Here is a 20,738-nt window from a genome sequence, read left to right as displayed (position 1 = left end):
ATCGGATACGCCCTGGTGAGCGGTCCGGACGGACTGGCTCCGTGGGGCGGACCGGGCACCGGTACGCTGCGGTACGCCGCTCAGGAACCGTCAGAAAGGCAGCTGCACCTGTGACTGCGATCGCCCAGGGCCGAACCCGCCGGGCCACGCGGATGACCGCGCTGTGCGCACTGGCCGTGACCGGGCTGGCGGCGCTGACGGGGTGCGGCGGCGACGAAGATCCGGACGCGGGCACCAACGGCGTGGGCAAGCTGCCCCCCGCCCGGATCCAGGCGAAGACACGGGCCGCGGCGGACGCGGCCCCCACCGTACGGCTGTCCGGGACCGTGGTCACCAGCGGCCGTACGTACACCCTGGACATGCGGCTGAAGGACGACGGCGGGACCGGGTCGGTGACCTCGCAGGGGGCGACCTTCAGGCTGCTGCGGGTGGGGCAGGAGCTGTATCTCAAGGCCGACGCGGACTTCTGGGACCACACCGACGGCAGCGACGGCGCCACGGGCAAGCTGGACGGCAAGTACGTGAAGGTGCCGCAGGGGGACCCCGCGTACAAGAAGTTCAGCGGGTTCACGGACAAGGACGTCCTCCTCGACGGTCTGCTGACGCTGCACGGCACGCTGGCCGCGGACGGCCACCACACCGACGGGTCGGGTACCCGCACGATCCGCATCACCGGCGACAAGGGCTCCGGCGGCACGCTGGACGTCTCCCTCCAGGGCACGCCCTACCCCCTCCGGCTGGTACGCGCCGGCCACGCGGGGACGCTCCGCTTCTCCGACTGGGGCGAGAACTTCACCGTGACGGAACCGCCCGCGTCGGAAACGGTGGACTACGGCAAACAGCTGCCGACATCATGAGCGCCGGCCCCGCGGGGCTCCGCCACCGCCGGGCCGGCCGTCAGCGCCGCCCCGCGCGTCCGGGCGACGCCGCCGGTCCGGGGAAGACGCCGGTGCCACCACATCCCCGCCGCGACGGCGCTCAGCCCTCGCCGCGCGCCCCGGCGGTGCCGGGCTCGGCTCGGTCCGGAACGGCCCCGCGCCCCCTCAGTGCCGCTTGCGGCGCTTGAGGAGCAGTTTCGGCAGGCCCGCCGGTGCCGGTCTGCGGGTCGTGGCCGGGGTGGGGACGGGGGTCTCGGCCAGGTTGCCGGCCGGCACCGGTGTCACCGCCCCCGTCGGCACCAGGCGGAGCACCCGGCACTCGCGGGCCCAGCGGGCCGGCATCTCCTCGCCGTCGGGCGCGTTCAGCCGCTTGCCCTTCAGCTCGGCGACGGCCGCCTGCCACTCCTGCGACCCGGACGCCAGCTGGGACACGGTCACCGGGAACGTCACCAGCCGGCCGCCCTTGTCCTTGCTGCGCACGCTCACCTCGGCGGAGCCGCCGTCGGCCAGCCCCTCCAGCGGTTGCTCACCGGGGCCGTCGCCGACCACGCACACCGCGCCCTCGTGCCACACGTGCCACAGCGCACGCGCGGCCGGCGCGCCGGCGCCGCGGACCCAGATCAGGCCGGACTTCTTCGAGGCCTCCTCGATGAGGGCCCGGTCGAGCAGCTCGCTTGTCATGCGCCCCAGCCTATCCAGGCCGGGCCGGAGCGCTCACAGCCAGCCGTTGCGCTTCAGCGTGCGGTGGATGCCCAGGCAGATCACCCCGGTGACGGCCATGATCACCGGGTAGCCGAACCGCCAGTGCGTCTCCGGCATGTAGTCGAAGTTCATCCCGTACACCCCGCACACCATCGTCGGCACGGCGATGATCGCGGCCCAGGACGTGATCTTGCGCATGTCCTCGTTCTGCGCCACGGAGGCCTGGGCGAGGTTGGCCTGGAGGATGGAGTTGAGGAGCTCGTCGAAGCCCAGCACCTGCTCCTGGACCCGGGCGAGGTGGTCGGCGACGTCCCGGAAGTACTTCTGGATGTCGGGGTCGATCAGCCGCATCGGCCGCTCGCTCAGCAGCTGCATGGGCCGCAGCAGAGGAGCCACCGCCCGCTTGAACTCCAGCACCTCGCGCTTGAGTTGGTAGATCCGTGCCGAGTCGACACCGCGCGACACGCCACCCCTGCGGCCGGGTGAGAAGACCTCGGTCTCCACCTCGTCGATGTCGACCTGCACCGCGTCGGCGACCGCGATGTAGCCGTCCACGACATGGTCGGCGATGGCGTGCAGCACGGCCGAGGGGCCCTTGGCCAGCAGCTCCGGGTCGTCCTGGAGCCGGTGCCGCAGCGCCCGGAGCGAGCCCTGGCCGCCGTGCCGGACCGTGATGAAGAAGTCCCGGCCGGTGAAGCACATGACCTCGCCGGTCTCGACGACCTCGCTGGTGGCGGTGAGCCGGTCGTGCTCGACGTAGTGGATGGTCTTGAAGACGGTGAACAGCGAGTCGTCGTACCGCTCCAGCTTGGGCCGCTGGTGGGCCTGCACCGCGTCCTCGACGGCCAGCGGGTGCAGCCCGAACTCACCGGCGATGCCCGCGAATTCGGCCTCGGTCGGCTCGTGCAGGCCGATCCACACGAAGCCGCCGTCACGGCGTACCAGCCGCATCGCCTCGTGCGGGCTCAGCGGCTTGTCGCTCGCCACCCGGGCGCCGTCGCGGTAGACGGCGCAGTCCACGACGGCCGAGGGGCTGCCGGGCGCGCGCGTGGTGTCGTACGCGACGCCGGTGTCCTTGCGCAGCGAGACACGGGACGACGGGCGGACCACGGCGCGCAGGTCGCGGATCATCGACATGGGCAGGCTCCTTCGCGGGCGGGCAGCGAGAGCACGCGCGGACAACGGGTGGAACTACCCGGAATGGGGACGTCCTCCAGGGGCCTCCCGGCCCGTCAGGCAGGGGAAGGATGTTTGGCCCGTCCACAAAGCGGGGAGCACCGCACCGTCGCGGTGGCGACTTCGCTACTGATGCAGAACTGATTCAGGTCAGACAGATCAGGCAAGGCGAAACGAGGTGCTCTTCCGAGAAGACGACGCGAAAGGGAAGGCGACGGCCAGCCGGTGACTACATCAGCAGCCGGAAGAGCGAGTGGTACTGCACGGTCGACTTCGATCCATGACAGCCCCACCTCCTCCGGCCGGTCCCTCGTAAGGGAGTCTCGTCGGCGTCGGGACTCGATAGCGACGCTTCTGCGTGCTGTCCCGAACCACCGGCTCAGCGTAGCAGCCACGCGCTGTGTCAAGGTGCCGCTTTGCCCGCCGCTGACGAGTTCTATGCTCACCGCATGGTTGATGTTCTTCCTCTGGTCGAGGCACGGTTGAACACCGCCCTGGGCGAACCGGACGCCCGTGCCGCGGTCACCTTCCTCGGCACGGACCGCATCGAGGTGCTCAGGTTCCGCGAGGAGGACGTCCTCCGGTACGCCACCCTCGGTATGTCCCGGCACCCGATGACCGACCCCACGGCGATGCTCGCCGACCCCGTCGAGGGCCCTCGCGCCGAGCTGGTCCTGTCGGTCCGCGCGGGCCTGGCCGACACCGACAAGGTGCTCCGCCCGCTCGCCGTCCTCGCCGCGTCCCCGCAGGTGGAGGGCCTCGTGGTGGCCCCCGGCGCCTCCCTGGACGTGGGCGGTCCGCTGTGGCCCGGCGCTCCCTTCACCTCGGTGCTGGTGGGCGAGTCCGGCGGGCTCGTGGAAGACCTGGAGCTGGACGCCCCGATGGACCCCGTACGGTTCCTGCCGCTGCTGCCGATGACCCCGAACGAGGCCGCCTGGAAGCGGGTGCACGGCGCCCAGGCCCTCCAGGAGCGCTGGTTGTCCCACGGGACGGACCTGAGGGACCCCACCCGCGGATCGGTCCCGCTGGGCTGACGCCCGCGTGACCGATCTCACCAACACAAGGCCGAAACCGGTCAGTTGGCGAAGACGGTGACGCCGTCCTCGGTCGCGTGCCCCGGCGCCGCCGCCCGGGCCTCCTCCACCAGGGACCGGCGCCGCACGGCGACCACGAGCGCGCCCAGCACCGCGGTGACCGCCGCGACCACGAACGGGATGTGGACGTCGGTCCACTCCTCGATCTTGGGCGCGAAGTAGGGGGCCGCGGCGGCGGCGAACCAGCGGACGAAGTTGTAGCCCGCGCTGGCCACCGGGCGCGGGGCGTCCGACACGCCGAGCGCCAGCTCGGTGTAGACGGTGTTGTTCACGCCGATGAAGGCGCCGGACAGGATGGTGCAGACGATGGCCGCGGTGTGGCCGCCGTAGCCGAGCACGAGCACGTCCGCGGCGAGCAGCACCAGCGAGCCGCCGAGCACCTTCAGGGAGCCGAACCGCCGCTGCATGCGCGGGGCCACGATCACCGAGAAGACGGCGAGCAGCAGGCCCCAGGCGAAGAACACCGCGCCCGAGCGGTACGGCGTCATGTCCAGCACGAACGGCGTGAAGGCCAGCACCGTGAAGAACGTGTAGTTGTAGAAGAACGCCGAGACGGCCGCCGAGGCGAGGCCGCCGTGGCCGAGGGCCCGGAGGGGGTCCAGCACCGAGGTCTTCCGGGCGGGCCTGGGCTGCTCCTTCAGGAACGCCGTGATGCACAGGAAGCCGACCGCCATCAGCGTGGCCGTGCCGAAGAAGGGGTAGCGCCAGCTCACGTCGCCGAGGACGGCGCCGAGCAGCGGGCCGCAGGCCATGCCGAGGCCCAGCGCGGACTCGTAGAGCAGGATCGCCGCCGCGCTGCCCCCGGCCGCCGCGCCGACGATGACCGCGAGGGCGGTGGAGACGAAGAGCGCGTTGCCGAGGCCCCAGCCCGCGCGGAAGCCGACGAGCTGCCCGACCGAGCCGGACGTGCCGGCCAGGCCCGCGAAGACGACCACCAGGGCGAGGCCGAGCAGCAGGGTCCCGCGGCCGCCGATGCGGCTGGAGACGAACCCGGTCAGCAGCATCGCGAGCGCCGTGATCAGGAAGTACGAGGTGAAGAGCAGGGACACCTGGCTGGGGGTGGCGTCAAGGCCCCGCGCGATGGACGGCAGGATCGGGTCGACCAGGCCGATGCCCATGAAGGCGACGACGGAGGCGCCGGCCGTGGCCCAGACCGCCTTGGGCTGCCGCAGGATGCCGGCGGCTCCCGCGTCTAGGGGATCCATGTGCTTCTCCCGTCCTCACGAAATGGTTGGGTTATACACATAGTAAGTTAGCGCATCTAACTAATGCAGTCCACACCTACCTGGCGTCCGGGTGGACCGCCGAGGCGTATGGTCGGGTCTTCCGTCCGGACGGGTGATCGTCCTTGACGTGGGCGGGCGGGGGTAGGACCGTGGAGCCCTATGAGGGGCGAACCCAGTTGCCCGAAGTGCGGTGGCCGGGTCAGGGCTCCCGGCCTCTTCGCCGATGCGTGGCAGTGCGATCTGCACGGCACGGTGTATCCGTTGCAGCCCGTGATCCCGCCCAGCGTCGAGGCGCTCAACGTCGTGGTGCACCGCACCCAGGTGCCGGTGTGGATGCCGTGGCCGCTGCCGGTGGGCTGGCTGTTCACGGGTGTGGCCTACGCCGGGGACGACCGCAGCGGAGGCCGGGCGACCGCCGTGGCCTGCTCGGGCCCCGGGCCGCTGGGCGGCCCCGGCGAGATGATCCTGATCGCCGAGGAGCTGGGCGTCGGGCTCGGCGCGTACTACGCGGGCATCGACGGCCCGGACCCGGGGTCGTACATGAACGTGGAGAAGCCGCCGCAGGCCAAGGTGCTGGCCGCGGGCCGCCCGACCCCGCTCTGGCACGTCTACCGCACCCCCGACGACCGGGCCGTCTTCGCCGGGGAGGCGCTCGGGATGTGGCTGTGGGCGGTGATGTGGCCCGAGCAGTCCGGGCTGCTCATGTACGACGAACTGGTGCTGACCGACCTGCGGGACGCGGGGGCGGAGATCGATCTGGTGCCCTGCGGGGCGTTGTCGCCGCGCCTGCTCCGGCCGTGACGGCCACGGGGCCGCCGGGGTGCCGTGCGCGCGGCCGCGGTGCCCCGGGGCGGGGTCGCGGTAGGGGGCGCGGGCCGGTTTCAGGTGTGACAGCGGGGCTGGAAAAGCCCGCTATCCTTAGGTGTCCCCTTCTCTCCGTCACCGCCTGGAGTCGCCGTGCGCATCGATCTGCACTGTCACTCCACGGCGTCCGACGGCACGGACACCCCGGCCGAGCTGGTACGGCGTGCGGCCGCGGCCGGACTCGACGTCGTCGCGCTGACCGACCACGACACCACCCGCGGACACGCCGAGGCGGTCGCCGCGCTGCCCGGGGGGCTCACCCTGGTCACCGGCGCCGAGCTCTCCTGCCGGATCGACGGCGTCTCCATGCACCTGCTGGCCTACCTCTTCGACCCCGAGGAGCCCGCCCTGCTCGCCGAGCGCGAGCTGGTCCGGGACGACCGGGTGCCGCGGGCCCAGGGCATGGTCGCCAAGCTGAACGCGCTGGGTGTGCCGGTCACCTGGGAGCAGGTCGAGCGGATCGCCGCCGGCGGCTCCGTCGGACGCCCGCATGTCGCGACCGCGCTGGTCGAGCTGGGCGTCGTACCGACCGTGGGTGACGCGTTCACCGAGCAGTGGCTGGCCGACGGCGGGCGGGCCTTCGTGGAGAAGCACGAGACCGACCCGTTCGAGGCGATCCGGCTGGTGAAGGCCGCGGGCGGGGTCTGCGTGTTCGCGCACCCGGCCGCCGCCAAGCGTGGCCGGACCGTGCCGGAGTCCCGGATCGCGGAGATGGCCGCCGCCGGGCTCGACGGCATCGAGGTCGACCACACGGAGCACGACCTCGACGCCCGGAACCGGCTGCGGGGCCTGGCGAAGGAGCTGGGGCTGCTGGTCACGGGCTCCTCGGACTACCACGGCAGCCGCAAGACCGTGACGCTGGGCGCGTACACGACCGACCCCGAGGTGTACGGGGAGATCACCCGGCGGGCGACGGGCGCGTTCCCCGTGCCGGGCACCGGCGGAGCCTGAGGCCCCCAGGGGCCGACGCGCCGCAGCACCTCACGCCCGTACTTCCTCCTCCCGCAAGGCCTGTACTGCCCCCATGTTCGACATCGCCGTCTTCGGCTCTCTGTTCCTGACCCTTTTTGTCATCATGGATCCCCCAGGGATCACCCCGATCTTCCTCGCCCTCACCGCCGGACGGCCCGGCAAGGTGCAGAAGCGGATGGCCTTCCAGGCCGTCTGCGTGGCGGGCGGGGTCATCGCCGTCTTCGGCCTCCTGGGCCATCAGATCCTGAACTACCTGCACGTGTCCGTGCCCGCGCTGATGATCGCGGGCGGACTGCTGCTCCTGCTGATCGCGCTGGACCTGCTCACCGGCAAGACCGACGAGCCGAAGCAGACCAAGGACGTGAACGTGGCGCTCGTGCCGCTCGGCATGCCGCTGCTCGCGGGGCCCGGTGCGATCGTGTCCGTCATCCTGGCCGTGCAGAAGGCCGACAGCGTCTCCACGCAGGTGTCGGTGTGGTCCGCGATCCTCGCGATCCACGTCGTGCTCTGGCTGGTGATGCGCTACTCGCTGCTGATCATCCGGGTCATCAAGGACGGCGGTGTCGTCCTGGTGACGCGGCTGGCGGGCATGATGCTGTCGGCGATCGCCGTGCAGCAGATCATCAACGGGGTCACTCAGGTGATCCGGGGGAGCTGAGCCGGCCGGCTCGGCACCCCCGGAAAGCTTGAGTGGCGAATGCCCGCGGGTGTTACGAGGCCGAGGTCTCGGCCGGGCGGATCCACAGGCGCTGTCCGATGGCGGCGGCCTGCTGCACGATCCGGTTGACGGAGGCGGCGTCCACGACGGTGGTGTCCACGGTGGTGCCGTCGACCTCGTCGAGTCGCATGATTTCGAAGCGCATGGGCTTCTCCCTTCGTCTGGTCATCCTCCTGGAGGAGAACTACTTGGGTGACGGCCGGTGTATCCGGTGTCCTACGTATGCAACCCGCTCCGTGTTACAAACATTCCCTACGCTAAAGAAATTTTTCGAACAGCTAACTACCGACCGGTAAGCGGTCATGGCGGAACCGACCGGGACCGGTTGTGTTCGCACCGTGACCACCGGGACAATAGTGGTGATGAACGACGACCTGGCCGCCCTCGGCGCCCGTATCGACCGCACGAACGAGCTGCTGGTACGCATGCTCGCCGAGGTGGCCAAGACACCCTCGACCCACGCGATCTTCGTCGACGCTGGCTATCTGTACGCGGCCGCCGGCCGGCTGGTCGCCGGGACCGAGGACCGCCGGGCCTTCGACCTCGACGCCGAGGGCCTGATCGACGCGCTGATCGACAAGGCCCGCAGCATCTTCGCCGACAGCCGGCTGCTGCGCGTGTACTGGTACGACGGCGCACGGCGCCGCATCCACACCGCGGAACAGCAGTCCATCGCCGAACTGCCCGACGTCAAGGTCCGCCTCGGCAACCTCAACGCCAACAACCAGCAGAAGGGCGTCGATTCCCTGATCCGCACGGATCTGGAGTCACTGGCCCGCCACCGCGCGATCAGCGACGCGGCCCTGCTCGGCGGGGACGAGGACCTGGTCTCGGCGGTCGAGGCGGCCCAGGGTTACGGCGCCCGCGTCCACCTCTGGGGCATCGAGGCGCCCGAGGGCCGCAACCAGGCCGAGCCGCTGCTCTGGGAGGTCGACAGCCAGCGCACGTTCGACCTGGAGTTCTTCAAGCCGTACGTCTCCCGGCGCACGGCCGCCGCGTACGAGGTGACGGCCGGCACCCGCCCCACCCGCGAGGACGTGCGCTTCGTCGGCGCCCAGATCGCGGCGAAGTGGCTCGCGTCCCGGGGCCGCGAGGCGCTGGTCGAACTGTTCCCCGGCCACCCGTACCTGCCCGGCTCCGTCGACCAGGACCTGCTGGTCGAGGCCGAGGACCTGCTCCAGTACTCCCTGCGCGGCCAGGCGGACCTGCGGCGCGTGCTCAGGGACGGGTTCTGGGAGCATCTCCAGTCGCAGTACTAGGGGGTGAGACACCCCTTAGAGCGCCGTCCCGCCGGGCGTGGCGTCCCGCCGACCGTCGTCCCAGAAGTCGGCGAGCGCGCGCGCCGTCTGCCCGGGCCGGTCGGTGTTGGGGGAGTGCTCGGCGCCGTCGATGACCGTACGCCGCGCCCTGAGCCGTACCGCCATCTCGTCCAGCAGTGGCAGCGGCCAGGTGTCGTCCTGCGAGCCCGACAGGACGTGGTACGGCAGCGGAACCGCCGCGAGCTCCGCGATCCGGTCCGGCTCCGTGCACAACTGGCGCCCGGTCGCGAGGAGTTGGGCGGGCTTGGTGGCCAGCCAGCGGCGCCGCAGGTCGTCCCGGTCGTCGAGACCCTCGTCCAGGGCGGGCGTCCCGGTCTCCTCCGGCGGCTCCATCGCCTGGATCGCGTCCCACACCTCGGCCATGGTCAGTACCGCGAGGGCGTCCCGGAGCAGTTTCACGCGCTCCCGCTGGGACGCCGAGATCTGGGCGGGGCCGGAGGCCATCAGGGTGAGGGACAGGAAGGGGGAGTGGTGTAGCAGTACGGCCGCGCGCGCGATCTGCCCGCCGAGTGAGTGACCCAGCAGATGCACGGGGCCGCCGAGCCTCTCCGCCTGCGCGAGCACGTCCCGCGCCAGCTCCTCCTGCGCGTAGGCCGACTCGTCCGTCGCCGGCCCGTCCGACTCGAACTGGCCGCGGCCGTCCACGGCCACGGTCCGGTATCCACGCTGCGCGAGCGGCAGGTGCAGCGGATTGAAGTCCTCTTTGCTCCCGGTGAACCCCGGCAGCAGCAGCGCGACACCCCTGGGTTCGACACCGGCGGCCACGGGGGCGTCGACGACGGCGAACTCACCCCGCGCCGTCCGGAGGGAGTACGCGCGGGCGCCCGGAGGCGGAACGAAGGTGGCGGGCCTGCTCATGGGGGAGAGGCTATCGGGCGCGGGTGGGGGCGGCTCGGGGGTGGGTCGGGGGTGGATGGGTGCCGGGCGGGGGAGCGGTGTGGGGAGTGGCGGTGTGCGGGGTGGCGTGCGGGTGGTGGCGTGGGGGTGGTGCGGGCAGCGGGCTGGTGGGGCCGGTGGGGTGCGCGCGAGGGTCGGGGCCGGGTGCGGAAACACCGATGGCCGGGTCCACTGGGAGTGGACCCGGCCATCGGACCGGTTGTGCGCTGCCGTCAGGCGCGCGCGGCGCCGGATCAGGCCTCCGGGGCCTCCACGGCCGCCGTGGCCTTGCGGGTCCGGCGCGGCTTGGGCGTCGTCTCGACGCCCTCACCGGCCGCCTCGGCGGCGGACGCCGCCGTCTTGCGGGTCCGGCGCCGCGGCTTGACCTCCGGCTCCTCGGTGGCCTGCGCCGGAATCTCCGGAGCGGCCGCCTCGGCTACGGCCTTGCGGGTCCGCCGCGCCTTGGGAGCGGCGGCCTCGTCCGCGCCGGCCTCGTCCGCGCCGGCCGTGGCCGCCGTGGCCGTGGCCTTGCGGGTCCGGCGCGGCTTCGCCTCGGCCTCGGGGGCTTCCGGCGTGGCGGCCGCGGTCTTGCGGGTGCGGCGGGGCTTGGGCTCGGCTTCGGCCTCGGGGGCGTCGGTCGGGGCCGGCTCCGCTGCCTTGCGGGTGCGGCGGCGCGGTGCGGTCTCCGCTTCGGCGGTGTCCGCGGTGGTGGCCGCGGTCTTGCGCGTGCGGCGCGGCTTGGCTTCCGTGCCCTCGGCGGTGTCGACGGCCGCCTCGGCGGCGGCCGCGGTCTTCCGCGTGCGGCGCGGCTTGGCCTCGGCCTCGGCCTCGGGGGCTTCCGGCGCGGCGGCCGTGGCCTTGCGGGTGCGGCGGGGCTTGGGCTCGGCTTCGGCCTCGGGGGCGTCGGTCGGGGCCGGCTCCGCTGCCTTGCGGGTGCGGCGGCGCGGTGCGGTCTCCGCTTCGGCGGTGTCCGCGGTGGTGGCCGCGGTCTTGCGCGTGCGGCGCGGCTTGGCTTCCGTGCCCTCGGCGGTGTCGACGGCCGCCTCGGCGGCGGCCGCGGTCTTCCGCGTGCGGCGCGGCTTGGCCTCGGCCTCGGCCTCGGGGGCTTCCGGCGCGGCGGCCGCGGTCTTCCGCGTACGGCGCGGCTTCGCCTCGGCGGCCTCCGCCGTGTCCGGCTCGGCCTCCGTCCGCGCGGCCGGCTCGGCCGCCTTGCGCGTGCGGCGGCGCGGCTTGCTCTCCGCGGCCGGAGCGGCCTCGGTCGCCGCCTCGCCGACGGCGATCGCGGGCTCGGCGGCCGGGGCCTCGGCCACGGGGGCCTCGGTCACGGTGGGGTCGGTCACGGTGGCAGCGGCCACGAGGGGCGCGGGCGCAGGAGCGGCCACGGGCTCGGCCACGGCCTCGGTCACCGGCGCTTCCGTCGCCACCGGCGCTTCCGTGGCCGCCGGCTTCCGCGTACGGCGGCGGCGCGACCTCTCCGGGGCGGCCGGGGTGTCCGGGGTGTCCGGGGTGTCCAGGACGGCCGGGCCCTCCGCCGTGTCCGCCGTGGCGACCGCGGTCTCGCCGGCCGTCACGGCCTCCGCCGGCGCTCCGCCGCGGGTACGGCGACGGCGGCGCGGGGTGCGGGTGGCCGCAGGGGCCTCCTCGGGGCCGGTGGTCTGGGCGGCCGGCGCGGCGGTGGCGGCGGGGGACGCCTCCACCGGTGCTCCGCTGCGGGTACGGCGACGGCGGCGCGGCGTGCGGGCCGGACGCTCCCGCTCGGCCGGGGCCGGCTCGGCGCGGACGGCGCGGTCACCGCGGTCACCGCGGCCACGGCCGCGGGCGCCACGCCCACCGGTCTCGCCCAGGTCCTCCAGCTCCTCCGCGTCCAGACCGGCACGGGTCCGCTCGGAGCGCGGCAGGATGCCCTTCGTGCCCTGCGGGATGCCGAGGTCGGAGAAGAGGTGCGGGGAGCTGGAGTACGTCTCCACCGGGTCGTTGAAGTCCAGCTCCAGCGCCTTGTTGATCAGCTGCCAGCGCGGGATGTCGTCCCAGTCCACGAACGTGATCGCCGTACCCTTGGCGCCCGCGCGGCCCGTCCGGCCGACGCGGTGCAGGTAGGTCTTCTCGTCCTCGGGGGACTGGTAGTTGATGACGTGGGTCACGCCCTCGACGTCGATGCCGCGCGCGGCGACGTCGGTGCAGACGAGGACGTCGACCTTGCCGTTGCGGAAGGCCCGCAGGGCCTGCTCGCGCGCGCCCTGCCCCAGGTCGCCGTGGACGGCGCCGGAGGCGAAACCGCGCCGCTGGAGCTGCTCGGCGATGTCGGCGGCCGTCCGCTTCGTACGGCAGAAGATCATCGCCAGCCCGCGGCCCTCGGCCTGCAGGATGCGGGCGATCATCTCCGGCTTGTCCATGTTGTGCGCGCGGTAGACGAACTGCTTGATGTTCGCGACCGTGGCGCCCTCGTCGTCCGGCGCGGTGGCACGGATGTGCGTGGGCCGGGACATGTAGCGGCGCGCGAGGCCGATGACCGCGCCCGGCATGGTGGCCGAGAACAGCATCGTCTGCCGCCTGGCCGGCAGCATGTCGATGATCCTCTCGACGTCGGGCAGGAAGCCCAGGTCGAGCATCTCGTCGGCCTCGTCGAGGACCAGGCACTTGACGTGCTTCAGGTCGAGCTTCTTCTGGCCCGCGAGGTCGAGCAGCCGGCCCGGGGTGCCGACGACGACGTCGACGCCCTTCTTCAGGGCCTCCACCTGGGGCTCGTAGGCCCGGCCGCCGTAGATCGCGAGCACGCGCACGTTACGGACCTTGCCGGCCGTCAGCAGGTCGTTGGTGACCTGGGTGCACAGCTCGCGCGTGGGGACGACGACGAGCGCCTGCGGGGCGTCCGTGAGGGCTTCGGGGGCGGCGCGTCCGGCCTCGACGTCGGCGGGGACGGTGACGCGCTCCAGGAGCGGGAGGCCGAAGCCCAGCGTCTTGCCGGTGCCGGTCTTGGCCTGGCCGATGACGTCCGTGCCGGAGAGGGCGACGGGAAGCGTCATCTCCTGGATGGGGAAGGGGTTGATGATGCCGACGGCCTCCAGGGCCTCGGCGGTCTCGGGGAGGATTCCGAGTTCTCGAAACGTCGTAGTCAGGGTTATGCCTCTTCTGTGTGCGCGGTGCGAGGCGAGCGCGGGGGGTCATGACTGACCGTGCCGGGGACGTCGGCTGCCGTACGGAAAGCCGCTCGGGCAAGCCGTAAGACACGGGACCTCTGCCGACGCTCTAGCGCTCGTACCGCTGAGGGTGTCCCTCCTGCCGTCGTACGATCACTGCCGTACGCGCCTTGGAGGGCTGTCGGGTCGGAGCCGATCGGGCCACCGACCGGGCATCCTCATGCATGCGGCCTGTCGGGACACGTCGAACATCGTCGACGCACTCAGCAGGCGCATTACCACCATACCCCGGATTCACGCACATGCGATGGCCGAATCGGTCACGTAGTCGTGGTCACAGTGATCGGCCACGGGCTTCCGGGGGACGTCGAGCGGGCTATTGTGCGCCTCATGACTAGCTCTGACAAGCCTGAGAACGCCTCCGCCGAGACCGCCGGACCGACCGGCGTCGCCGCCCAGGACTGGGCGCAGGCGTCCGCCGACCCGCAGTACCGCGCCGCCGTCGTGGACCTGCTCGGCGCGCTCGCGTACGGGGAGCTCGCCGCGTTCGAGCGGCTCGCGGAGGACGCCAAGCTGGCGCCTACCCTGGCGGACAAGGCGGAGCTGGCGAAGATGGCCTCGGCCGAGTTCCACCACTTCGAGCGGCTGCGGGACCGGCTGACCGAGATCGGCGAGGAGCCGACGGCGGCGATGGACCCCTTCGTCGCCGCGCTCGACGGCTTCCACCGGCAGACCGCGCCCTCGGACTGGCTGGAGGGCCTGGTCAAGGCGTACGTCGGCGACTCGATCGCGAGCGACTTCTACCGGGAGGTCGCCGTCCGGCTCGACTCCGACACCCGCGAGCTGGTGCTCGCCGTGCTCGACGACACGGGGCACGCCGGGTTCGCGGTGGAGAAGGTGCGGGCCGCCATCGACGCCGATCCGCGTGTCGGCGGCCGGCTGGCGCTGTGGGCGCGGCGGCTGATGGGCGAGGCGCTGTCGCAGTCCCAGCGGGTGGTCGCCGAGCGGGACGCGCTGTCCACGATGCTCGTGGGCGGCCTCGCCGACGGGTTCGACCTCGCCGAGGTCGGCCGGATGTTCTCGCGGATCACCGAGGCGCACACCAAGCGGATGGCCGCGCTGGGTCTCGCGGCCTGACCGGGCGCCGCGCGCCGGGGGCGGCCGGAGGCGGCCTCAGGCCGTCGCCGATCGTCGGCGCAGCCGGCCCGCGGGGCGGAGCAGCAACGACAGCGACGCCACCGCGATGACCACCGCGCCCAGGATGCTGGGCAGGGCGGTGCCGGGGCCCAGGGCGGAGTGGGTGACGAAGTCGCCGAAGAGGGCTCCGGCGACGCCTGTCGAGTACACGAGCGGGCGGGCCGGCAGCCGGTGGGCGAAACGACGGGACGCCGCCCAGGCGAGGATCAGACCGAGCACTGCGGAGCCGAGTGCTTCCAGGATCATGTAGGGGTCCCTCCCACGGCTGGTCCGGCTCGACGGTCGTAGCCCGTCATACCCGTGACCTGCGATGTGCAATCCTCCGCTGTGGAGGACCTGTGCAACCCATGTGAGCACACCGCACGCGAAAGGGCCCGGCGGCACACGGCCGCCGGGCCCTTCGCATGACGTTCGGCTACAGCGCGCCGAAGCCCACCTTGCGCACGGTCGGCTCGCCGATCTCCACGTACGCCAGACGGTCCGTCGGCACCAGGACCTTGCGGCCCTTCTCGTCCTGCAGGCTCAGCAGCCCCGTCTTGCCGGCCAGCGCCTCGGCCACCACGCGCTCGACCTCCTCGACGCTCTGACCGCTCTCCAGAACGATCTCGCGGGGCGCGTGCTGCACGCCGATCTTGACCTCCACGGCTATGTCCCTCCGACGGTCAGTGATGTGCGCGATCTCCCGCGCCGTACTCCGCACACATTAGCCCGGTGAGGGGACGTACACGCTGCGGGCGGGAACGCCAGGAGCGAACACCCCCGCGGGGACGCACCGGCCGTCAGTGGTGGTCGGTGCCGTGCAGCGGGAATCCGGCGATGCCCCGCCAGGCCAGCGAGGCCAGCAGCTGCACCGCCTGGTCGCGCGGGACGCTGCGGTCGCTGTGCAGCCAGGAGCGGGCGACCACCTGGGCGAGGCCGCCCAGACCGGAGGCGAGCAGCATCGACTCCGCGCGCGAGAGACCGGTGTCCTCGGCGATGACGTCGCAGATCGCCTCGGCGCACTCGGTGGTGACCTTGTCCACGCGCGCGCGCACCGCGGGCTCGTTCGTCAGGTCCGACTCGAAGACCAGCCGGAAGGCCCCGCCGTCGTCCTCCACGTACGCGAAGTAGGCGTCCATCGTCGCCCGGACGCGCTGCTTGTTGTCGGTCGTCGAGGCCAGCGCGCCGCGCACGGACTGGATCAGCGACTCGCAGTGCTGGTCCAGCAGGGCCAGGTAGAGGTCGAGCTTGCCCGGGAAGTGCTGGTAGAGCACCGGCTTGCTGACGCCGGCCCGCTCGGCGATGTCGTCCATGGCCGCCGCGTGGTAACCCTGCGCGACGAAAACCTCCTGAGCGGCGCCCAGCAGCTGGTTCCGCCGGGCGCGGCGCGGCAGACGGGTGCCACGCGGGCGTACCGCCTCAGTTTGCTCGATGGCTGTCACGCCGCCTCCCAATGTCGTCCACATGCGGTGTCGCCGCGCGGCCATCGTACTTTTCGGTAACCGTGGTGTGCGCGGTGCGAGCGCAGAATTTCACGTACCGGACGACGGCGAAAGCCGTGCGGCCTCGCCGAGCGGCCGGCCGGGTCCCGCGGGGTGCGGCGAGATGGTCAGCGGTAGTCGTCCTCGTCGAGCGAGACGACGCGCGCCTGCTCCATGAGGTCGGCCTCGTTCCCGCGGGCCGGGTCCACGCCCGTCAGGGGGTCGTCGCGGTCCGGTGCGATGTCCGCGTGCTGCTCGGCCGCGTCCACCTCGGGGGCCTCGACATCGATCTCCGGGACCGTGTCGGCCTCCAGGTCCTCGATGTCCTCGATGTCCTCGATCGCGTCGGGCTCTGCGGGGTCATAGGCCATGGTGGGCTCCCTTCCTACGAACGTCCCTGGGACAGCAGGGGCCACACGCGGGTGCCCTCTGTACGAGCCTAGGAGACAGCTGATCCGGACGCCATGCCGTCCGGTCCGTTTCGCCGTCCGGTTCCCCGGCCGTGCGCGATCCAGCCTGTGACGGCGAACACACGAACCCCGGCGTGATCACCTCGTAACATTGCCGCATGTCTTCGACCGAGTCGCCGTCTTTGCCGGCCGCCAGTGTGCTCCCCAGGGTGGCGCCCGTCCGGGTCGGTGAGGGCGAGCGGCTGCGGTCCGTGTCCCTGCCCGGTGTCACCCTGTCGGTGCGTTCCCGGCCCCCCGCGCGCGAGGGCCTGCCGCCCGCGCTGTACGTCCACGGGCTCGGCGGTTCCTCGCAGAACTGGTCGTCGCTCATGGCCGAGCTGGACGGCGCGGTCGACAGCGAGGCGGTCGATCTGCCGGGCTTCGGCGACTCGCCGCCCCCGGACGACGGCGACTACTCCGTCACCGGGCACGCCCGCGCGGTGATCCGCTACCTGGACGCCGCCGGCCGCGGTCCGGTGCACCTGCTCGGCAACTCGCTGGGCGGCGCGGTCGCCACGCGCGTGGCCGCCGTACGCCCCGACCTCGTCCGCACGCTCACCCTCGTCTCGCCGGCCCTGCCCGAACTGCGGGTGCAGCGCAGTGCGGTGCCCACGGGGCTGCTCGGCGTGCCCGGCGTCGCCGCCCTGTTCACCCGGCTCACCAGGGAGTGGACGGCCGAGCAGCGGGTGCGCGGGGTCATGGCCCTGTGCTACGGCGACCCCGCGAAGGTTTCGCCGGAGGCGTTCCGGCACGCGGTGGAGGAGCTGGAGCGACGGCAGCAACTGCCGTACTTCTGGGACGCGATGGCCCGCTCCGCGCGCGGGATCGTCAACGCCTACACGCTCGGCGGACAGCACGGGCTGTGGCGCCAGGCCGAGCGGGTGCTGGCCCCCACCCTGCTGGTCTACGGCGGCCGGGACCAGCTGGTCGGCTTCCGCATGGCCCGCAAGGCCGCGAGTGCCTTCCGCGACTCCCGTCTGCTGACCCTGCCGGACGCCGGGCACGTGGCGATGATGGAGTACCCGGACGTGGTGGCCGGTGCGTTCCGGGAACTCCTGGCGCAGTCGGCCGCCTCCGCCGGGGCCGCCGGCACGAACGCGGGGAGCTGAGGTCCGGAGTGGGACGCCACAGCCGCCGCGGTCCGGCCCCGAAGAAGGAATCCGCGGAGATACCGGCGACGCGAGGGGGCCGGCGGGGCCCGGATCCGGACGGCCGGGCGGTTTCCGACGGAGTGCCGGCTCCGGACGCGCCGACGATTCCCGGCGGTACTGCGGCGCGTGGCGCGCCGGGGGCCGCGGCGGGGGCTCCGGTGCGCGGGGTGCCCGGGGTCGCGGAAGGTGCGCCCGGCGGCCCCCAGGGCGCGACGGCGCAGGGCGTGCCGAGGCCCGCCGACGGTACTCCCGCGCGCGGGGTGCCGCGTTTCCGGGACGGGGCGGCCGTGCGGGGCGGGCACCCCGAGCAGCGCGAAGCCGGGGGCGGCTGGGGCGAGTTCGCGGGCCGGACCGGCGGTGCCGGCGGCCCGGGACCGGTCCTGCCGCGGCAGCGCCGGGCGCCGGGAGGTCCGGGACACCGCCGCGGACCCCGGCAGGAGTACCTCGACGCCTTCGACGGCGCCGGCGCGGAAGGCACCGAAGGAGCCGGAGACGGCGAAGGCGCCGACGCCGCCGCCGTGTTCGCGGCCGGTGCGGGCCGGACGCGCGGAACCGGAGGGCCGCCCGGCGTCCCGGACGCGGCACCGGGAGCGGCACCGGGAGCGGCACCGGGCGCATCCGCCGCCGGGGCGGACGGCGCCGCCGTGCCCGAGCGGCGCGGCGGGGGCAAGGGATGGGCCTTCACCGGCATCGCGGCGGCCGCCGTCACCACCGTGCTCGCGGTGGTCGTCGCCGGGCAGGTGGCCAGGGGGCAGGACCACGACGCCGTGCAGTCGCGGTCCGGCACCGGCGAGGTGGGTGACGCACGGGTGTCCGGCGCGCCGACGCCGTCCGCCGCGCCGAGTGCGGTGACGCTGACGTACGACCAGAAGATGGCCGAGAAGTACCCCCTCGGCGCCTCGCTGAAGGGGCCGGGGAAGTTCGACGCCGTGCCGGGCTTCGACAAGGCGCCCGGCACCGGACAGAAGTACCGCTACCGCGTCGACGTCGAGCAGGGGCTGGGGCTGGACGGCGCGCTGTTCGCCGAGGCCGTGCAGAAGACCCTGAACGACGACCGCAGCTGGGCGCACGGCGGTGCCCGCACCTTCGAGCGGATCTCCTCCGGCAAGCCCGACTTCGTGATCACGCTGGCCAGTCCCGGCACCACCGCCGACTGGTGCGCCAAGTCCGGCCTGGACACCACCGAGGACAACGTCTCCTGCGACTCGGCCGCGACCGATCGCGTCATGATCAATGCGTACCGCTGGGCCCAGGGAAGCAGGACGTACGGCGACAGGATCCACGCCTACCGGCAGATGCTGATCAACCACGAGGTCGGGCACCGGCTCGGCAACGGGCACGTCACCTGCCAGAAGGACGGGGAGCTGGCGCCCGTCATGCAGCAGCAGACGAAATTCCTCGACCACGACGGCATCCACTGCCGACCCAATCCATGGGCGTACCCCGGTAGTTGACGGAATTCACTTATGTCACGTTGACATGAGCCGTTGCTTCATACATATTTCTGCTCATGTGGTCTAGTCATGCCGTCCGAGCGAGCGCCGCCATCGAGCTGGCGCTCATCGGTGTGACCGCGCTCTGCGTGGCCGACATCCACTGTCGCTGACGCCGCCTCCCCGGCGTTCGCGTCGCGACCCTTCTCTCTCCTCCGTCCGTGACCGTGTCACGGACTTTTCGACGACCCGACGCCGTGGCCGACGTCTGTCCGCAGTCGTCTCACTCCTCGTCCACGAGTCTCACCCATCGAGAAACCCTCGATCGGCACCGACACATCACCCCGAGAGGTCGTCATTCCGATGCGTCAACCGTCCGTCATAGCGCGCCGCGTGGCCGCGGCATCCGTCAGCCTGGTCGTGGCAGCGGGCGCCGCCGCCTGCGGCCCGGAGGACAGCGATGCCAAGGGCTCCGGTGGCGACTCCGCGCCCCGCAAGGGCGGCACGCTCACGGTTCTGAACGCCGAGCCGCAGACCGACTTCGACCCCGCGCGCCTGTACACCTCCGGCGGCGGAAACGTCCCCTCGCTCGTCTTCCGCACCCTCACCACGCGCAACCGCGAGAGCGGCGAGGCCGGCGCCCAGGTCGTTCCGGACCTCGCCACCGACACCGGGCGCCCCAACAAGGACGCCACCGTGTGGACGTACACGTTGAAGAAGGGACTCAAGTACGAGGACGGCACGCCGATCACCTCGGCGGACGTCAAGTACGGCATCGAGCGCTCGTTCGCTCCCGAACTCTCCGGCGGGGCACCGTACTTGAGGGACTGGCTGGTCGGCGCGGCCGACTACCAGGGGCCGTACAAGGACAAGAAGGGCCTGTCCGCTATCGAGACGCCGGATTCCCGGACCATCGTCTTCCACCTGAACAAGCCCGAGGGCGAGTTCCCCTACCTCGCCACCCAGACGCAGTTCGCGCCGGTGCCCAAGAGCAAGGACACGGGTACCAGGTACGAGTCGCACCCGGTCTCGTCCGGCCCCTACAAGGTCGTCGAGAACGAGAACGACGGCGAGCACCTCGTCCTGGAGCGCAACCCCCACTGGTCGGCGGCGACCGACGCCGAGCGCAAGGCCTACCCGGACCGGATCGACGTCCGCTCCGGCCTCGACTCCTCGGTGATCAACCAGCGGCTGTCCGCGTCCCAGGGAGCGGACGCCGCCGCCGTCACCACGGACACCAACCTCGGCCCGGCCGAACTCGCCAAGGTGACCGGTGACAAGGAGCTGGCCGCGCGGGTGGGCACCGGCCACTTCGGCTACACGGACTACATCGCGTTCAACCCGACCGTGAAGCCGTTCGACGACCCCAAGGTGCGCCAGGCGATCGCGTACGCCATCGACCGGTCGTCCGTGGTCAACGCGGCCGGCGGCAGCGCCCTCGCCGAGCCCGCCACCACCTTCCTGCCGAACCAGAAGTCCTTCGGCTACACGCCGTACGACCCGTTCCCGGCCGGCAAGTCCGGCAACCCGGCGAAGGCCAGGGAACTGCTCGCCCGGGCCGGGCACGAGAACGGGCTCACCATCACGCTGACCCACTCCAACAACAAGGACTTCGAGACCAGCCCGGAGATCGCCACCGCCATCCAGGACGCGCTCAAGAAGGCCGGCATCACGGTCAGGCTCCAGGGCCTGGAGGACAACGACTACCGGGACAAGATCCACAGTGTGAAGACCGAACCGGGCTTCTTCCTCGCCCACTGGGGTGCCGACTGGCCCTCCGGCGGTCCCTTCCTCGCCCCCATCTTCGACGGCCGCCAGATCGTCAAGGACGGAGCGAACTTCAACACGGGCCTGCTCGATGACAAGTCGGTCAATGACGAGATCGACGCGATCAACAAGTTGACCGACCTTGACGCCGCCGCCCGGCGATGGGGTGCACTGGACAAGAAGATCGGCGAGAAGGCCCTGGTCGTGCCGCTGTTCCACCCGGTCTACAAGCGCCTGTACGGCAAGGACGTCAAGAACGTCGTCATCAGCGACTGGACCGGCGTGCTGGACATCTCCCAGGTCGCGGTGAAGTAGCGCC

The 20,738-nt window shown here is 72.4% G+C and carries 21 protein-coding genes; 11 read left to right on the top strand and 10 right to left on the bottom strand.

The features are described 5' to 3' along the window. Positions 1-110: 110 nt before the first annotated feature. Entirely contained in the window at positions 111-857 is a 747-nt protein-coding gene (locus tag ABZ576_RS28955) for a hypothetical protein (RefSeq protein ID WP_360747077.1), read from the top strand. A gap of 186 nt (positions 858-1,043) precedes the next feature. On the opposite strand, the gene ABZ576_RS28950 is transcribed toward ABZ576_RS28955, so the two are convergent. Together ABZ576_RS28950 and ABZ576_RS28945 are read right to left on the bottom strand one after the other, a co-directional pair. Next, on the bottom strand, positions 1,044-1,559 hold the full coding sequence (locus tag ABZ576_RS28950) for a hypothetical protein (RefSeq protein ID WP_360747074.1): 516 nt from the start codon (positions 1,557-1,559) through the stop codon (positions 1,044-1,046). 33 nt (positions 1,560-1,592) lie between these two features. Beyond that, positions 1,593-2,717: a magnesium and cobalt transport protein CorA gene (locus ABZ576_RS28945; RefSeq protein WP_360747071.1), complete on the bottom strand. Its 1,125-nt coding sequence runs from the start codon at positions 2,715-2,717 to the stop codon at positions 1,593-1,595. Between the two features lie 488 nt (positions 2,718-3,205). On the opposite strand from ABZ576_RS28945, the gene ABZ576_RS28940 reads away from it, so the two are divergent. After that, positions 3,206-3,790 carry a suppressor of fused domain protein gene (locus ABZ576_RS28940; protein WP_360747069.1) on the top strand — a complete coding sequence of 195 codons (585 nt, stop codon included), beginning with the start codon at positions 3,206-3,208 and terminating at the stop codon, positions 3,788-3,790. 41 nt (positions 3,791-3,831) lie between these two features. Here ABZ576_RS28940 and ABZ576_RS28935 read toward each other — a convergent pair whose 3' ends face one another. Then, positions 3,832-5,055: an MFS transporter gene (locus tag ABZ576_RS28935; RefSeq protein ID WP_360747066.1), complete on the bottom strand. Its 1,224-nt coding sequence runs from the start codon at positions 5,053-5,055 to the stop codon at positions 3,832-3,834. 180 nt (positions 5,056-5,235) lie between these two features. Between ABZ576_RS28935 and ABZ576_RS28930 the strand changes: the two genes are divergently transcribed. The 3 genes from ABZ576_RS28930 to ABZ576_RS28920 all read left to right on the top strand — a co-directional run bounded on the left by ABZ576_RS28930 (position 5,236) and on the right by ABZ576_RS28920 (position 7,570). Continuing rightward, positions 5,236-5,877 (top strand): DUF6758 family protein, encoded by a 642-nt coding sequence (locus tag ABZ576_RS28930; RefSeq protein WP_360747063.1) that lies wholly within the window; start codon positions 5,236-5,238, stop codon positions 5,875-5,877. Positions 5,878-6,033: 156 nt separating this feature from the next. Next, complete coding sequence (locus tag ABZ576_RS28925; RefSeq protein WP_360747060.1) at positions 6,034-6,891, top strand: PHP domain-containing protein; 858 nt, start codon at positions 6,034-6,036, stop codon at positions 6,889-6,891. 73 nt (positions 6,892-6,964) lie between these two features. Continuing rightward, positions 6,965-7,570 carry a MarC family protein gene (locus ABZ576_RS28920; protein ID WP_360747057.1) on the top strand — a complete coding sequence of 202 codons (606 nt, stop codon included), beginning with the start codon at positions 6,965-6,967 and terminating at the stop codon, positions 7,568-7,570. 52 nt (positions 7,571-7,622) lie between these two features. Here ABZ576_RS28920 and ABZ576_RS28915 read toward each other — a convergent pair whose 3' ends face one another. After that, positions 7,623-7,775, bottom strand: a complete 153-nt coding sequence (locus tag ABZ576_RS28915) for a hypothetical protein (RefSeq protein ID WP_360747054.1) — start codon at positions 7,773-7,775, stop codon at positions 7,623-7,625. Positions 7,776-7,992: 217 nt separating this feature from the next. On the opposite strand from ABZ576_RS28915, the gene ABZ576_RS28910 reads away from it, so the two are divergent. Beyond that, a complete protein-coding gene (locus tag ABZ576_RS28910; protein WP_360747051.1) occupies positions 7,993-8,889 on the top strand; it encodes an NYN domain-containing protein in 897 nt (298 codons plus the stop codon). Between the two features lie 15 nt (positions 8,890-8,904). Here ABZ576_RS28910 and ABZ576_RS28905 read toward each other — a convergent pair whose 3' ends face one another. Both ABZ576_RS28905 and ABZ576_RS28900 read right to left on the bottom strand, forming a co-directional pair. Beyond that, entirely contained in the window at positions 8,905-9,807 is a 903-nt protein-coding gene (locus ABZ576_RS28905) for an alpha/beta hydrolase (protein ID WP_360747048.1), read from the bottom strand. 272 nt (positions 9,808-10,079) lie between these two features. Further along, the gene (locus ABZ576_RS28900) at positions 10,080-12,848 is read right to left on the bottom strand and encodes a DEAD/DEAH box helicase (protein ID WP_360747045.1); all 2,769 of its coding nucleotides are present in this window, start codon (positions 12,846-12,848) and stop codon (positions 10,080-10,082) included. Between the two features lie 495 nt (positions 12,849-13,343). On the opposite strand from ABZ576_RS28900, the gene ABZ576_RS28895 reads away from it, so the two are divergent. Further along, positions 13,344-14,099, top strand: a complete 756-nt coding sequence (locus tag ABZ576_RS28895; protein WP_360747042.1) for a ferritin-like fold-containing protein — start codon at positions 13,344-13,346, stop codon at positions 14,097-14,099. Between the two features lie 36 nt (positions 14,100-14,135). On the opposite strand, the gene ABZ576_RS28890 is transcribed toward ABZ576_RS28895, so the two are convergent. From ABZ576_RS28890 to ABZ576_RS28875, 4 genes are all read right to left on the bottom strand, one after another. Further along, a complete protein-coding gene (locus tag ABZ576_RS28890) occupies positions 14,136-14,405 on the bottom strand; it encodes a hypothetical protein (RefSeq protein WP_360747039.1) in 270 nt (89 codons plus the stop codon). 169 nt (positions 14,406-14,574) lie between these two features. Then, complete coding sequence (locus ABZ576_RS28885; RefSeq protein ID WP_030649699.1) at positions 14,575-14,802, bottom strand: DUF3107 domain-containing protein; 228 nt, start codon at positions 14,800-14,802, stop codon at positions 14,575-14,577. A 136-nt stretch (positions 14,803-14,938) separates the two neighbouring features. Further along, a complete protein-coding gene (locus ABZ576_RS28880) occupies positions 14,939-15,580 on the bottom strand; it encodes a TetR/AcrR family transcriptional regulator (protein ID WP_360747035.1) in 642 nt (213 codons plus the stop codon). A 167-nt stretch (positions 15,581-15,747) separates the two neighbouring features. Continuing rightward, positions 15,748-15,990, bottom strand: coding sequence for a hypothetical protein (locus ABZ576_RS28875; protein ID WP_360747032.1), 243 nt, complete (start codon positions 15,988-15,990; stop codon positions 15,748-15,750). Positions 15,991-16,187: 197 nt separating this feature from the next. On the opposite strand from ABZ576_RS28875, the gene ABZ576_RS28870 reads away from it, so the two are divergent. The 4 genes from ABZ576_RS28870 to ABZ576_RS28855 all read left to right on the top strand — a co-directional run bounded on the left by ABZ576_RS28870 (position 16,188) and on the right by ABZ576_RS28855 (position 20,734). Next, positions 16,188-17,177: an alpha/beta hydrolase gene (locus ABZ576_RS28870; RefSeq protein ID WP_360747030.1), complete on the top strand. Its 990-nt coding sequence runs from the start codon at positions 16,188-16,190 to the stop codon at positions 17,175-17,177. Positions 17,178-17,185: 8 nt separating this feature from the next. Continuing rightward, entirely contained in the window at positions 17,186-18,673 is a 1,488-nt protein-coding gene (locus ABZ576_RS28865; RefSeq protein WP_360747027.1) for a DUF3152 domain-containing protein, read from the top strand. Positions 18,674-18,729: 56 nt separating this feature from the next. After that, positions 18,730-18,825, top strand: coding sequence for an Ms4533A family Cys-rich leader peptide (locus tag ABZ576_RS28860; RefSeq protein ID WP_353051285.1), 96 nt, complete (start codon positions 18,730-18,732; stop codon positions 18,823-18,825). A gap of 190 nt (positions 18,826-19,015) precedes the next feature. Next, positions 19,016-20,734: an ABC transporter substrate-binding protein gene (locus ABZ576_RS28855; protein WP_360747025.1), complete on the top strand. Its 1,719-nt coding sequence runs from the start codon at positions 19,016-19,018 to the stop codon at positions 20,732-20,734. The last annotated feature ends 4 nt before the right edge of the window (positions 20,735-20,738 follow it).

The organism is Streptomyces sp. NPDC013455 (genome assembly GCF_040632975.1).
In the GTDB taxonomy this organism is placed as follows: Bacteria; Actinomycetota; Actinomycetes; order Streptomycetales; family Streptomycetaceae; genus Streptomyces.
This window is presented reverse-complemented; position numbering and strand designations above follow the sequence as displayed.